The following is a 14,396-nucleotide window of genomic DNA, read 5'->3' on the forward strand; positions in this document are numbered from 1 at the left end:
TGGAATGCGAAAAAGGATACTGATGTGGAGCGGTTCGCTGGCGGTGATATTGCTCTTGACACTTGTCATCATTCGTCCTTGGGGAGATGCACCGCGGCTGCTGACGCAAGCGGAAGCGGCTGCCGGAGTCACAGAGCAGTATCCTGGCGATGTGCTGGATACGGTGCTGGAAGACGACATGTACCGGATTCGGATCCAAGCTGTAACCGGGGTGTATGAGCTCAGGGTAGATGCATATCAGGGGGACATTATTGCAATTGAACGTCTGAATGATCAGGGGGCGGGGATGCTGCCAGAACCTCCGGTACAGAATCCGGGTGAAGCCGATCCTGGGGCGGAAGATGCCCGAGGCGAACAGCCTCCCCCAGATGAAACGGATGCTTCCACAGATCCGAATGGAGAAGCGCCGCCACAGAACGGGCAGGAAGGCCGCGAGCCTTCGGGGAACCAGGGATCAACCGCCAATCGTCCGATCACGGAAAAGGAGGCGATCCGCCTGTCGCTCGCCGAATTCCCCGGCACTGTGGATGATGTCGATTACCGGGAAGGCAGGGATGGCCGATACTACCTGGTTGAGATTGACACCAAGGACGGGCGGGAAGTGACGGTGCAGGTGGATGCCATCACAGGCCGCATTCTGTCAGTTACGGTGGACGATGATTCAGACGATGACGATGATGATGATGGATGAGGAAGGCTGTCATCTGATTCTCATCAATTTCTAATCTTTCTCTCGGAGTCCTCTCATGTTCAGCCAATAGGATAGAACTATGCAAAGGCAATCAGAACATGAGGAGGCATTCTAACATGAAAAAACGTACATGGATGACAGGCGCACTCGCCGCGGTTATCGCGGCAGGCGGAATTTACGGAATCAGCGCTGTTCAGGCAGACGGATCGGGGGCGTCAAGCGCATCTGGCCGCGCAAGCGTAAGCAGCCCGAGCCCGTCGAGCGGTTCAAGTGCATCCGAGGTGAGCGCGTCCGTGCAGAGCACCAGCACGGCTACGACCGGGAAGAAGCTGATTGGCATGGAACAGGCTGAGAAGAAAGCAAAGGCCGAAGTGAAGGGCGTGGTCGACAGCATCGAGCTCAAGCGCTGGAAAGGGTCTCAAATCTATGAAGTGGAGATTGACCAAGAGAAGCGCGAAATGGAGGTTCGAATTGATGCATACAGCGGCAAGGTGCTCAGCGTCCGTGAAGATGACGACAACGATGATTGGGATGATCGTGTGCCAGCCAATGTGATCGGCGCAGGCAAAGCGGCAACCATTGCCGAGAAGCATGTGCAAGGCGCAGTGGCAGTGGAATCGGACCTGGACAAGGACGATGGCAGATGGGTGTATGAAGTGGAACTGAGAACGTCCAGAGGCTCAGCCGAGGTAGAGGTTCACGCCATCACGGGCAAGGTTATCGACACCGATTTTGACGATGACGATGATGATTGGGATGATCGAGACGACCGGGATGACCGCGATGATGACAGAGACGATGACGGGGACGACGATTAAGCCCTGTGCATAGATCACGAGAAACAGCTCCGAAGATCTGAGGATCTTGGGGCTGTTTCTTTATGTCCAGAAGACGAGGTGTCCGGTATAACTTGCAGCCTGAGGACTTTCATTCTCGGATAGATGATTTTTACCAGAAAATAAGGGTATAATGGAAGCAGATGAAGACCAGGAGGGATGAAACGTGAGTGATCTTTTCAAGAAAGCAATCTCGTTAGGATTAGGCCTTACCGTGGTCAGCAAGGAAAAAGTAGAGAAAATTGTGGACGATCTGGTCAAACGTGGGGAGCTGGCTCCGGCAGAATCGAAAGCGCTGGTCGAGCGGTTGGTCGAGCGGGGAGAGGCGGAGCAGTCCCAGATCAAAAGCTATATTTATGAACAGGTGCAAAAGGTGCTGAAGGAGCTGGACGTGCCGACAGAAAGCGATATCGCGAGCCTGGAACAGCGAATCGCTGCCCTTGAGCACAAAATCGTCGAGCTGGAAGGATCGCGGCAGGAATAATATGGCGGTCCGAATTCGACATGCCGGACGTTACCGGGAAATCGCCATGGCGCTAATGCGTCATGGCTTTGGCTATATGGTGGAGGAGATGGGGCTGTTTCACGTGCTGTCGCTTCCGGTGCGCTGGATATCCCGGGAGGAGCCGGAGACAGTCACGGTGGGAGAACGGGTGCGTAAAGTGCTGGAGGACCTCGGTCCGGCATTTGTGAAGCTGGGTCAGCTGGCGAGCACAAGGTCGGATCTGCTGCCTGACCCTTTGATCCAGGAGCTGGTCAAGCTGCAGGAGCGGGTTCCGCCGTTCTCCTCGGAAAGCGCACGTCAGCTGATCGAGCAAGAGTGGGGCGTGCCGATCGACGAGGTGCTTTCCTCTTTCGAAGACAAGCCGCTTGCCGCAGCCTCGATTGGCCAGGTTCATGCCGGCCGGTTAAAGACGGGCGAGATGGTAGCGATCAAGGTGCAGCGTCCCGGCGTTGCCAGAATGATCGGGCGGGATCTTGAAATTCTCCGGGACTTGATCTCACTGGCCGAGAAGCGGTGGGATTGGGTAAAGCAATATCGGGTGGATCAGATCGTAGATGAGTTTGCGCGGGCGATGATGGCCGAGCTCGATTACAGCCATGAGGCGCGCAATGCAGAGAAAGTGGCAGCTTACTTGACGGATCATGAGTACATCCACATTCCCAGCATTTACTGGGAGTTCACTTCCTCCAAGGTGCTTACGATGGAATATGCGGACGGTGTCACGCTGAGCCGCTACCGGGAGCTGGCGGACAAGGGGCATCATCTGAAGACGGTGGCCGAGCGGCTGATTGAAGGGATGCTGCAGCAAATTTTCATCCATGGCTTCTTCCATGCCGATCCGCATCCCGGGAACCTGCTGGTCCGGGCCGACGGGAAGCTGGTGTTCCTGGATTTCGGTTTGGTAGGGCAGCTCAGCGAGGAGATGAAGGATCATCTGTCGGGGCTGATTATCGCGCTGATGAGGCGCAACACGGACAGTATGGTGCGGGCGATATCGCGCATGGGGCTGATTCCGGATGACTGCGACATGGACCGGCTCAGGGCCGATATGGATCGGCTGCGGGGAGAATATGTGGATGTTCCTTTCTCGAAGGTGCGGATCGGCAAGGCGCTAAGCGATCTGTTCGCGGTCGCCCAGCGGCATCAGATCATGCTGCCGCCCGATTTGACCTTGCTCGGCAAGTCGCTGCTGACGCTGGAGGGCGTTATTGAGATGCTGGACCCGGAGCTCAGCATTATTGATATGGCGGAGCCGTTCGGACGGAAGCTGCTGAAGGAGCGGTACAACTCACGGCGTATTGGCAGAAAGGTGCTGGACGGGGTAAGCGAACTGGCGCAGAGCCTGCTCGATTTGCCGGGGCAGGCCCGGCAGCTGTCAGCGATGATCAGCAAGGGCAAGCTGCGGGTGGAGATCAGTGTGCCCGAGCTGCAATCGCTCATGCACAAGCTGGACCGGATCAGCAACCGCCTTTCGTTCAGCATTGTGCTGCTGGCATTCAGCATTATTATGGTGGGGCTGATTATCGGTTCTTCCCTGAGTCACGAGCCGATTATGCTGTGGCATTTCCCTGTCATTGAACTGGGTTTCATTGTCGCTATTCTGATGGTGGCCTGGCTATTGTATTCGATTTTTAAATCCGGGAGGTTCTAGCACCCTGGTGTCAGGCCTGGAGCCTCGCATGCTTACGATGGAGCAACCAGGTCTGAACACCGATCAGCAGCCACTCGATCCCATGATAGAACAAGGCGATGAACAGCGCCTGCAGCAGGCTGCGGATCGGCAATGCCGGAAACAGCAGGGCGATAAAATACAGCAGCAGCGTATCGACAGCCAGCGTGGACGCCAATTTGGCCATGAGCACGCTGTCCCGCTTGAGCGTTAGCCGCAGCGTGGCGATGACGAGCGGATGAACGAGGCACTCCAGCAGCAGAAACCCGATCAGTGCAAACAGCGGGAAGCTTAGCAGCACTTCGGCGCTGCCTGGGGCAAGGGTCTCTCCGGCGCTGCCGGTGATGCCAAACAGCCGCACATACAGAAGCGAGCACAGCTCAAGCGGTACGATGATCGACGCCGACAGGAGCGGGATGAGCCATAGTTTCTGACGGAAGGGAATCTGCGCTCCGTCCCGGGTTGCGATATAATTAAGCATCATATTCATCATTCCAAGCAGAATCAACAGAACGATGAAGCCGAGCAGCATGTGGAGTAGGTTCATGCCTTGCACCTCCTGACCGGTTGATAGCATCTGATCTGACATTACCAAAGACAGGAATGAATGTCAGTCTATTTCCTGAAAAAATATAAATGAGGTGGAATGTTTGCCGAACTTTCAACAACTGGGCATCGACGAACAACGAGTACAAAAACTGAAGGAGCAGGGCATCGCAGAACCGACGCCGGTACAGCAGGAGACGATCCCGCTGCTTCTGGACGGCAAGGATGTCATTGCCCGCGCGCGGACCGGGACCGGCAAAACGCTGGCTTTTCTGCTCCCGATTCTGCAGCGGATCGATACTTCTAAGGCGTATCCGCAGGCCCTGATCATTGCGCCGACGCGGGAGCTAGCGCTCCAGATTACGGAGGAGGCGCGCAAGCTGACGTCCGGGGAGCAAGACGGTGCCAAAATTCTGGCTGTCTATGGCGGTCAAGATGTGGAGAAGCAGCTGCGCAAGCTGGAGGGCGGCCGCCATGTCATCATCGGGACGCCGGGCCGGCTGCTCGATCATCTGCGCCGGGGCACGCTTGAGCTGGGCGGTGTGAAGATGCTTGTGCTGGATGAAGCCGACCAGATGCTGCATATGGGCTTCCTCGACGAGGTCGAAGCCATTATTCATGCGGTGCCGTACCGCCGGCAGACGATGCTGTTCTCAGCGACGATGCCGGGCGGGGTGAAGCAGCTTGCCGGAAACTATATGAATGAGCCGGTCGATATCGTCATCAAGGGAGCCTCTCCGGTCCCGATCGAGCAGATCAAGCAGGCGGTTGTGGAATGCACCGACCGGACGAAGCAGGATGCGCTGCGGGCGGCGATTGAGCTGTACCGCCCTTTCCTGGCGATTATTTTCTGCCGGACGAAACGGCGGGCCTCCACCTTGAACGAAGCGCTGCTGGCCCATGGCTACGCATCGGACGAGCTCCACGGCGATCTCTCCCAGGCGAAGCGAGAGGCCGTCATGAAGCGCTTCAGAGAAGCCAAGCTGCAGCTGCTGGTCGCTACTGATGTCGCCGCACGCGGCCTGGACGTAGAGGGGGTAACCCACGTCTTCAACTACGATATGCCTCATGATGTTGAAAGTTACATCCATCGTATCGGCAGAACAGGCCGGGCGGGTGGAAGCGGCATGGCCGTCACCTTTGCCGCAGGGAAGGATGCTCAAGATCTGCTGCGGATTGAAGAGGGGATCTCCCTTCGATTGAAGCGGCTGCATTATGCTTCGCGAGAGGATGCGATTCGCGAAGGGACGGGCGGAAGTATAGACGTCTCCGGCCCGAGAAAAGCTAGAAGCGTCTCCTCCTCCGGGCCTAAGGATCAGCAGCGCGGCCGTGGAGGAAGCCGGAGAGAGGAGGCTTCCGGACGCAGCGGCGGGTCCGGCGCCGCTAGAGGTGCCCGCGGTACCAGCGGCGGCCGCGGGCACCAGGCGGAGCGGTCCGGCCCAGGCGGGCGCTCGGGGGCGGGCGGTCAAGGACGCGCCGGCAGCGAGCGTGCCGGCGGCGTCAGCAGCGGCCGCCGGAGCGGCAGCGCAGGGCGGACGAGCGCCCAAGGGAGCCGCCGTGGCTCCGATGGCGGCCAGGGAAGCCGTGCGGAAGGCAATGCCCGCAGTCAGGGCCGGAGCGGCGGTCGCCGCGGCCGGGGGCGGTCATAGGCCTCCGGGCTTGCGCTGCCTTTGCCTCCGGTTAACTCGGGCTGATACAGCAGGGCAGCACGGCTTCTGCTTTTCCATTGGCGAGCACGATGGGTTCGGCTGCGGCGTTCCTTGCTGGGTCGTTGATTAGCTTCGGGTGGACAAGGTTAAGTAAAGATTGTACCTAGTCGAACAAAGGAGGCGTTATCATGTCCGAGCATAATCATGTCGTCAACAAGAATGGTGAACTGGATGTCAATAAGGTCGATGATGCCATCGATCGCATTGATGAAGGGGAGAAGGAACGGATTCTGGCCAACTTTGATTCGTTTCAATCGTATTTGAGCAAGCGAATTCAGCTGGCGCAGAACATCGGGCTTGGCGAGGAACAGCTGGCACAGGCTGCTGAGAAGGTGGCAGGCTACCTGGCCGAGAACGAGGAACCCCGCAATGCGGAGGAGAAGCTGCTGCAGGAACTGTGGAAGGTCGGCTCGAAGGAAGAGCGGCACAAGCTGGCTCATATGCTGGTGAAGCTGGCCGAGCGTCGCCAATCCCATTAAGACGCTGTATGACCCCTTTCCGGGATGGATCCGGGAAAGGGGTTTTTTCGTTTCATCGCTTCAAAGTATCCATTTTTTATGAGTTCCATTATATAATCACTTATAGTGTAAAGCGGATGTATGGAAATCTATATTTTAGATCAAAAGGAGTTGCCTGAATGTCCGAGATTCTACTGGAGCAAAAGGAACGGAAAATGAGGCCCCAATGGTGGGTACTGACCTTTAGCGTATACGTTATCGGGCTGTTGATCGGTGCCGGACTCATGATTGGCCCGCTGTTTCTGGTCGTGATGTTTCCGTCAATCGGCATCTATTTAACATTGCTGGCCATTCCGCTCGGCGTTTATATTTTCAGAAAAGTGTTAAGTGCCTTGCAGGGCCGAATATGGGTGAATACGCATCTCAGTGAATACCTGTTGTACGATGACAGAGTGGAGTACACCGTTTGGGACCCCAAAGTCAGGGAGAAGAAGGAAGGGGTTGTCCCGCTATCAGCGGTCACCGAGCTGTATTATGGCATGCATGTGTTTCACTACAATTACACCTACAGGCCCACGAAGCTGAATGAACCGCTGCAGCAGCTGGAGCTTCTGCCCATGCTGTATCTTGTACATCATCATCAATTTCAGCGGCAGATGCTGGCCATTCCGTTTACGAATGTGGTGGAGGCCAACCGCTGGCTGGAGATTGTCGCCAAGGAAGAGAAGCCGCTATGGCTAACGAGTGTAACGTCGCTGCACGATTATTATGTTGGCGATGTCCCGGAGGAGCTATCAGGGGATATTCATCTGGAGCGAGCCAGGTTTGACGGCAACATTGACGTGGCGTATCGTCCGTACATGGCGAAGATTACCCAGCAGCAGGCAGAAGAGGCTGCGAAGCAGCGTCCGCCTGAGGAGCAGCGGCAGCGTCTGGAGGAGGAACAGAAGAAGCGGCGGACCTTTCCAGGCATCGGCCGGCTCGCCTGGCTGGTCTTTCCCCTGCAGTATGCAGGAGGCTTGTTGGTGGTGAGGCTGGCCACGGAAGGAAAGATTGATCCGGAAGGGATAGCGATTCCCGCCCTGTTGATCGGGGGTTGCGGACTGCTGTTTTTCTTGCTTGTCAAATGGATGAAATGGCCGCAAATCCTGATTTATGCGGTTGTATCGCTGATCAGTTTTTTGTTCGTAGACACCTCCGAAGTGGAGACAGACCCGTCGTATGTCGCCAGCTCCTTATTGTTGGGCATGTCGGTCTTTTCCCCGCTGCTGCTGAGCGTTATTTATGTGATCGTCCGTTCGATCAGAAGCTTGAGAGAGGGCAGGAAGCATGCCAAGGATTCCGGCGTTCCTTCATAATACGGATGGGGAAGAGGCCAGACGTCCGGATACACCGCTTCAGCGGTCCTCCGGATCGCCTGGCCTCCTTGTTACTTGTAGGGGCGTGTCTCGTACCCGAACCGGTATGTATCCATCGGCTGTTCCGTCCGGGTTCGCTCGATCTGTTTCTTCTCTCCCGGTTGAAGGGTGATATTCTCATACGTTTTCGTAAACACTTCCTGATTGTCATGGTCCTGCAGCGATACGGTGATGTCACCTTGGAACGGCTGGCTGCTGTCATAGTTGCCGGCATACACCAGAAGCTCAACATTTCCTTCATTAACGAAGGCGCCTACGTAAAGCGCGACTTGATCGCCCGTATTCGGATTCCACTTGGCCTCTTGTTTTGCATATTCATTGTCAAGTGCAGAGACCATCGTTTCTTTTTTGTACATCGGTTCCTGCATGACAAGCATGAGCACGAAGGTAAGAAAAGCATAAGCAATAAGCGATGAGACAAGCGTGTGTTTCATGATAGTCTTGCTGTCATACTTTCCGATGATCAAGGCGAGTAAGGCAAGCACCGTCACCAGGAGCACACCGGCATGCCAGGGAGTAAGGAATAATTCGGGGTACAATTTCACAATCGATTCCTCCGCTTGCGAGATAGAATTACAGCAATAATATCATAGTACAAGCGTAGGGATATATCTATATGGGGACATCGACGTATTTGGATTCCGGCAACGGTTCCGGTATGATGAATTATAGGTGGAGAAGGGTTCTGACCAGAAGAAGCAAGGTGAAGAAAAGGAGGAAACAAAAATGTCTGTTTACGATTACACCGCTGAGGATACGAAAGGTAACGCGATTTCGCTTGCCGATTATAAAGGCAAAGTGCTGGTGATCGCCAATACGGCCAGCGAATGCGGCCTTACGCCCCAATATGGCGACCTGCAGAAGCTGTATGAGGAATACGGGGATCGCGGCCTTGTCGTTCTGGGCTTCCCATGCAACCAATTTGGGGGTCAGGAGCCGGGAACAAGCGAGCAAGCCGCGTCGTTCTGCCAGCTGAACTATGGCGTAACATTTCCGATTTTCGCTAAAATCGATGTCAACGGCAGCGATGCGCACCCGCTATTTCAATATTTGAAGGCTGAGCAGCCGGGGCCGCAGGAGAGCGGTGAAATCGCCTGGAACTTCACCAAATTTTTGGTGGATCGTGAAGGAAGGGTGGCTGCACGCTTTGAGCCAAGAGAGACGCCGGAGTCGATGCGAAGCACGGTGGAATCGTTGCTGGGATAAGGCTGGCGAAAGGTAATTAATACTAAGATAGAGCAGGTCTGTTGCGTTCCGGGGAAGCCCGGCCCGGGCAGACCTTTTTTAATTTTGCAGGAGATCCCTCTTTCTGCTGTCACAGCAGTTTCTAATATGCCCTGGACGGCCTGGATTTATAGCTGGATCTGCCGGGGAAACGGATTAATTACCCGATAACCGCTGGAACGGGAGGGAGGAGTGATATACAAAGCGGTATTGCCACTCGTTGTAGGATTGTCAACGCGATCGCTCTCTTTTTCATTGTGAAAAAATGAACAAAGTGTGACCAAATACAAAAACGGCTTGATTTGTGAAATTGATCACATTATAATAAAAGCATAAATTCAAGTGAAACAATTCACAATATCAACAGACACTTTTCCAGAGAACACTTGTCACTGTCCAGCATGATTCGCAGCAAAACCGTTCATCTTAAACCAATACGAAGCATTACCACGAGGAGGAACAACAATGAAAATCGCTGTTATTGGCTGTACCCACGCAGGAACGTCCGCTATTGTCAACACGGCCCACTTGTATCCGGATGCTGAAATTGTCGTCTACGAGCGTAATGATAATATTTCCTTTCTGTCCTGCGGGATTGCATTGTATGTCGGCGGTGTCGTAAAGGACCCTCACGGCTTGTTCTATTCTTCGCCGCAGAAGCTGGATGAGCTGGGCGTCACCACGAGAATGCGTCATGACATCCTGGCGGTTGATACGGACCGAAAACAGCTGCAAGTGAAAAACTTGGACACCGGCGAGGCGTTTGAGGATACGTATGACAAGCTGATTGTAACGACCGGCTCCTGGCCGATTGTGCCGAAGCTTGACGGGATCGATTTAGACAATATTTTGCTCTGCAAAAACTATAATCATTCCAACACCATCATCGAAAAGGCCAAAGACGCGAAGCATATCACGGTCGTAGGTGCTGGATATATCGGGGTTGAGCTTGTGGAAGCCTTTGAGATGAATGGCAAGCAGGTGACGCTGATCGACAGCGCCGACAGGATCCTGAACAAATATCTCGACCCGGAATTCAGTGGTAAAATCGAAGATTCCTTCCGTGAAAAAGGGATTGAAATGGCCCTCGGACAAACGGTAAAAGCCTTCGAGGGAACTGACGGCAAAGTGAGTAAGGTGATTACGGATCAAGGTGAGATTGTTACCGATCTGGTGATTCTGTGCATCGGCTTCCGGCCGAACACCGAGCTGCTTAAAGGCCAAGTGGATATGCTTCCGAATGGCGCCATCGTCGTCGATTCGTACATGCAGACGAGCAAGGAGGATGTGTTCGCTGCCGGGGACTGCTGCTCGGTTCTGTACAATCCTACCGGAAAAACGATGTACATTCCGCTTGCCACCAACGCGGTGCGGATGGGAACGCTGGTGGCGCGCAATCTGGTCAAGCGCACGACACCGTATATGGGCACCCAGGGCACCTCGGGTCTTAAAATTTACGAGCATAATATTGCCTCGACCGGGCTGACCGAAGGGGCGGCCAAGGATGAGGAGATCGCTATAGAGGCTGTGACCATCCATGATCATTACCGTCCGGAGTTTATGCCGACGGCTGAAGAGGTGACGCTGAAGGTAGTGTATGACCGGGACACTCGGCGGCTGCTGGGGGCGCAGGTCATTTCGAGAGCGGACTTGACCCAATCGATCAACACGCTGTCGGTGTGCATCCAAAACCGGATGACGATAGACCAGCTCGCATTTGTTGATTTCTTCTTCCAGCCGCATTACAACAAACCGTGGAACTACTTGAACAGCGCTGGACTTCAGGCGCTCCCGCCGATCGAAGTGAATACGCCGATGCATGTCTGACCGATGCACAAGGGAGGTCACCGTCGCCAGTCCAACTGGGCGCCGGTGGCCTTTTTCATATGAACCGGAGGCTTCGATGGCGATCAGCGCTCGTGCACACGGCTGCTCTCCACATGCAGCGTGATCTAGGTTACGTTCGGGTCAAGGGCTCCTGCGATACAATAGCTGTATTAGGAGGGCTTCCTGCTTGCAGGCAGGGAGCGAAGGGAGAGAGCGTGCATGTCCTATTATAAGCCTCAGGAGATCGCAGGCATTACCGCAGATAATGGAACGGCCAAAGCGCGAAATTCAGCAGGAGCGGTGGTGGTGCTGGGCTTCTTAGCCGGCGCGTTTATCGCACTCGGCTACCTGCTGGCGATTCGTGTCATGGCGGGAGCGCCTGAGCATTGGGGGACGATAACGGGACTGATCGGGGCGGCCGTGTTCCCGGTTGGTCTTATTCTGGTGCTGCTGGCTGGCGGAGAACTGCTGACCGGCAATATGATGGCCGTATCGCTGGCGCGGCTGGTCGGACGGATTTCAACCACGGAGTGGCTTCGGAACCTGCTGCTGGTCACCGTCAGCAATTTTGTCGGGGCTGTGTTTGTCGCTTATTTCTTCGGTCATGTCACCGGTCTTACCGGCAGCGGGATTTATTTGGATAAAGTCGTCGATCTGGCGGGGCATAAGCTGGAGGACAGCTTCTTGCAGGCGTTCTGGTCTGGCGTCGGCTGCAACTGGCTTGTCGCACTGGCGGTGTGGCTGTGCTACGGCTCATCCCAGATCAGCGGCAAAATCCTCGGCATCTGGTTTCCGACGATGGCGTTTGTAGCGATCGGCTTTCAGCACGTTGTCGCCAACATGTTTCTCATTCCAGCTGCCATATTCGAGGGCTACTACAGCTGGGGTGAATATATTCTCAACTTTATTCCGGTATGGCTCGGAAATCTGGTCGGTGGAGCTGTATTTGTAGGTGCAGCCTACGCCAGCGTATATTTGCGGGCTGGGCGTTCCCCGGTGGCCCGTACCAGCCAGCAGCAGGAGAGTTACAGCAACAAGGCCGGGTGAACGAAAGTGCCAAGGCAGCCGGAGCGTTACGGGGTTATCCGTGAGGCTTTCCTTGAGGCTGGCAATACACACACGAGATATCGTTCCACAGATAGCCACAGATTGGAAACGCAAACAACAAATTCGCCATGCAGGTCTCGGGGGAGGAGACACAGCATGGCGAATTTTTTGGGAGTGGTCCATGATATGGCAAGGACAGGGAGGGTCTGGGTTCCTCATCCTTGCTCTTGTTATGAATATACCCGCGGATTCGAGAGGTGAAACATCGCCAATCGAAAAGTTATCAGAAGCCGGAACTTTACGAATACATCGGCTCCCTTTAAGATTAAGAAAGATCACATGCAGACGTGCCGAAGGGAGAGGACGAAATGATTCAACAGGAAAACGGCGTGTTTCCGGCGGTTTGCCCGCTGGATTGTCCGGATACATGCGGCCTTCTGCTGCATAAAGAGAACGGGAAAATCGTGAAGATTACAGGCAATCCGGAGCATCCGATTACCAAGGGGGCCATCTGTAACAAAGTCCGCCATATGACACACCGCATATACCATCCCGAGCGCGTCCTGTATCCGCTCCGGCGGACAGGCGCGAAAGGCGAAGGCGCCTTTGAGCGAATCAGCTGGGACGAGGCGATTCGGGAAATTACAGAGCGGTTCAAGGCTTTGATCGCGCAGTATGGTCCGGAAAGCATCCTGCCATACAGCTTCTATGGGAACATGGGCATTCTGAGTGTGGACGGCATGGACCGGCGTTTTTTCAACGCGCTTGGCGCGAGTCAATTGAAGCAGACGATCTGTAATTCCGCAGGCAATGCGGGCTTCAAGTCGGTCATGGGCTTTAACGGCGGGACGGTGCCGGAGGATACGGAGCATGCCGACGTCATCATCGTATGGGGCGGCAATATTGTGAGCACCAACATGCACCAGGTTGTGCTGGCTGAGAAGGCCCGCAAGCGCGGAACTAAAGTCATTGTGATCGACGTCCACAAAAATCAGACGGGACAGTGGGCCGACTGGTTTATCCCGCTGTACCCGGGCACCGATGCTGCGCTGGCTGTCGGCATCATGCATATTATGTTCCGCGACGGTCTGGTGGATGAGGAGTTCCTTCAGCGCTATACGCTGGGGCATGAACAGCTCCGGGAGCATGCAGCCTCTTATACACCGGAATACGTGTCGAGCATTACCGGCATTCCGGTGGCGGATATCGAGAAGCTGGCTGACCTATACGGGCGTGCGGCGGTATCCTACATCCACATTGGCAACGGTCTTCAGCATCATGACAATGGCGGCTTGACCGTTCGCAGCATCACCTGTCTGCCTGCGCTGACCGGTCAATGGCTGAAGCGCGGCGGCGGTGCGGCGAAATCGAACGGCGGCTATAACAGCATGAACAGCGAAGCGCTGGAGCGGCCGGACCTGCGGCCGAACCCAGAGGCGCGAACCATCAATATGAACCGGATCGGTGAAGCGCTGGCGATGACGGAGCATCCGATCAAAGCGTTGTTTGTCTATTGCAGCAACCCGCTGGTCGTGGCACCGGATGCAGAGCGAGTGCAGGCGGGTTTTGCCCGGGAGGATCTGTTCACCGTCGTCCATGACCTGTTCATGACCGATACGGCGAAGTATGCGGATATCGTGCTTCCGGCGACCTCCTCATTTGAGAATACGGATCTGTACGCATCGTATTGGCATCAGTACGTTCAGCTTCAGGAGCCCGTTATTCCTGCCCTCGGCGAGAGCAAAAGCAATGTGGAGCTGTTCTCCCTGCTCGGCAGAGCGATGGGATTGGACGAGGAAGCGTTCGGCGAGCGAGAGGAAGATATGATTGTCCAGGCGCTCGATTATCCGGACAATCCGTACTTGAACGGAGTGACACTGGAGCGATTGAAGAAGGAGCGGTTCGTGAAGCTGGATATGTCGCCGCTGGCGACCTATCTGGACAGACTTCCGACACCGTCAGGGAAGATCGAGCTGTATTCGGCCGAGCTGGAAGCGGCCGGACTGCCGCCGCTGCCGAGCTACGTCCCGGTGAAGGAGGGATATGACGGCGTGCGGCGCGGGCGGGGACGCCAATATCCGCTCATGTTCATCTCGCCGCCAAACCATAATTTCCTGAACTCCACCTTTGCCAATGTGCCGAAGCATCAGCAGCTGGAGAAACAGCCGGTGCTCCAGATTCACCCTGAGGATGCACATGAGCGGGGGATTGAGGACGGCGATCAGGTTGTGGTGTACAACGATCGCGGCACGTATGAGGTAACGGCGAAGGTAACGGACAAAATGCTGCCGGGCACCGTGGTCAGCCAAGGCCTGTGGTGGGAAGGGGAGAGTCGGAAGCAGCGCGCGAATGCGCTGACGCCGGATCGCCTGTCGGATATGGGAGAAGGGGCCACCTTCTTCTCCACCGTGGTTGAGGTACAACGGCAGCCGTAAGGCAGCTGATCGATGGAGTAGACGCTGCTGG

At 55.4% G+C, this 14,396-nt stretch carries 13 protein-coding genes; 11 read left to right on the top strand and 2 right to left on the bottom strand.

The genetic code is table 11. The features are described from left to right. The first annotated feature begins 4 nt into the window (after window positions 1-4). The 4 genes from MKX64_RS11745 to MKX64_RS11760 all read left to right on the top strand — a co-directional run bounded on the left by MKX64_RS11745 (window position 5) and on the right by MKX64_RS11760 (window position 3,683). The gene (locus MKX64_RS11745) at window positions 5-691 is read left to right on the top strand and encodes a PepSY domain-containing protein (RefSeq protein WP_341035901.1); all 687 of its coding nucleotides are present in this window, start codon (window positions 5-7) and stop codon (window positions 689-691) included. Window positions 692-807: 116 nt separating this feature from the next. Next, the gene (locus MKX64_RS11750) at window positions 808-1,509 is read left to right on the top strand and encodes a PepSY domain-containing protein (protein WP_341035902.1); all 702 of its coding nucleotides are present in this window, start codon (window positions 808-810) and stop codon (window positions 1,507-1,509) included. Between the two features lie 184 nt (window positions 1,510-1,693). Beyond that, window positions 1,694-2,011, top strand: coding sequence for a phasin family protein (locus MKX64_RS11755; RefSeq protein WP_095264982.1), 318 nt, complete (start codon window positions 1,694-1,696; stop codon window positions 2,009-2,011). Between the two features lies 1 nt (window position 2,012). Then, window positions 2,013-3,683, top strand: coding sequence for an ABC1 kinase family protein (locus MKX64_RS11760; protein WP_341035903.1), 1,671 nt, complete (start codon window positions 2,013-2,015; stop codon window positions 3,681-3,683). 10 nt (window positions 3,684-3,693) lie between these two features. Here MKX64_RS11760 and MKX64_RS11765 read toward each other — a convergent pair whose 3' ends face one another. Next, entirely contained in the window at window positions 3,694-4,248 is a 555-nt protein-coding gene (locus tag MKX64_RS11765) for a hypothetical protein (protein WP_341035905.1), read from the bottom strand. Window positions 4,249-4,351: 103 nt separating this feature from the next. Here MKX64_RS11765 and MKX64_RS11770 point away from each other — a divergent pair, with 103 nt between their 5' ends. The 3 genes from MKX64_RS11770 (at window position 4,352) to MKX64_RS11780 (ending at window position 7,772) form a co-directional block, all read left to right on the top strand. Next, window positions 4,352-5,896 carry a DEAD/DEAH box helicase gene (locus MKX64_RS11770; protein WP_155618502.1) on the top strand — a complete coding sequence of 515 codons (1,545 nt, stop codon included), beginning with the start codon at window positions 4,352-4,354 and terminating at the stop codon, window positions 5,894-5,896. Window positions 5,897-6,084: 188 nt separating this feature from the next. Beyond that, window positions 6,085-6,435 (top strand): DUF3243 domain-containing protein, encoded by a 351-nt coding sequence (locus MKX64_RS11775; RefSeq protein WP_155618501.1) that lies wholly within the window; start codon window positions 6,085-6,087, stop codon window positions 6,433-6,435. Between the two features lie 158 nt (window positions 6,436-6,593). Next, window positions 6,594-7,772: a hypothetical protein gene (locus tag MKX64_RS11780; RefSeq protein WP_341035908.1), complete on the top strand. Its 1,179-nt coding sequence runs from the start codon at window positions 6,594-6,596 to the stop codon at window positions 7,770-7,772. 71 nt (window positions 7,773-7,843) lie between these two features. Here the strand turns inward: MKX64_RS11780 and MKX64_RS11785 are convergent, their stop codons facing one another. After that, a complete protein-coding gene (locus tag MKX64_RS11785; protein ID WP_341035909.1) occupies window positions 7,844-8,377 on the bottom strand; it encodes a hypothetical protein in 534 nt (177 codons plus the stop codon). Between the two features lie 181 nt (window positions 8,378-8,558). Here MKX64_RS11785 and MKX64_RS11790 point away from each other — a divergent pair, with 181 nt between their 5' ends. From MKX64_RS11790 to MKX64_RS11805, 4 genes are all read left to right on the top strand, one after another. After that, window positions 8,559-9,038 (top strand): glutathione peroxidase, encoded by a 480-nt coding sequence (locus MKX64_RS11790; protein WP_341035910.1) that lies wholly within the window; start codon window positions 8,559-8,561, stop codon window positions 9,036-9,038. Between the two features lie 483 nt (window positions 9,039-9,521). Next, a complete protein-coding gene (locus MKX64_RS11795; RefSeq protein WP_341035912.1) occupies window positions 9,522-10,883 on the top strand; it encodes an FAD-dependent oxidoreductase in 1,362 nt (453 codons plus the stop codon). Window positions 10,884-11,102: 219 nt separating this feature from the next. Next, the gene (locus tag MKX64_RS11800; protein WP_095398351.1) at window positions 11,103-11,930 is read left to right on the top strand and encodes a formate/nitrite transporter family protein; all 828 of its coding nucleotides are present in this window, start codon (window positions 11,103-11,105) and stop codon (window positions 11,928-11,930) included. 368 nt (window positions 11,931-12,298) lie between these two features. Further along, the gene (locus tag MKX64_RS11805) at window positions 12,299-14,365 is read left to right on the top strand and encodes a molybdopterin-containing oxidoreductase family protein (RefSeq protein ID WP_095398352.1); all 2,067 of its coding nucleotides are present in this window, start codon (window positions 12,299-12,301) and stop codon (window positions 14,363-14,365) included. Window positions 14,366-14,396: the final 31 nt, after the last annotated feature.

It is taken from the genome of Paenibacillus sp. FSL M8-0334, from assembly GCF_038000405.1.
Classification (GTDB): domain Bacteria; phylum Bacillota; class Bacilli; order Paenibacillales; family Paenibacillaceae; genus Paenibacillus_AQ; species Paenibacillus_AQ campinasensis.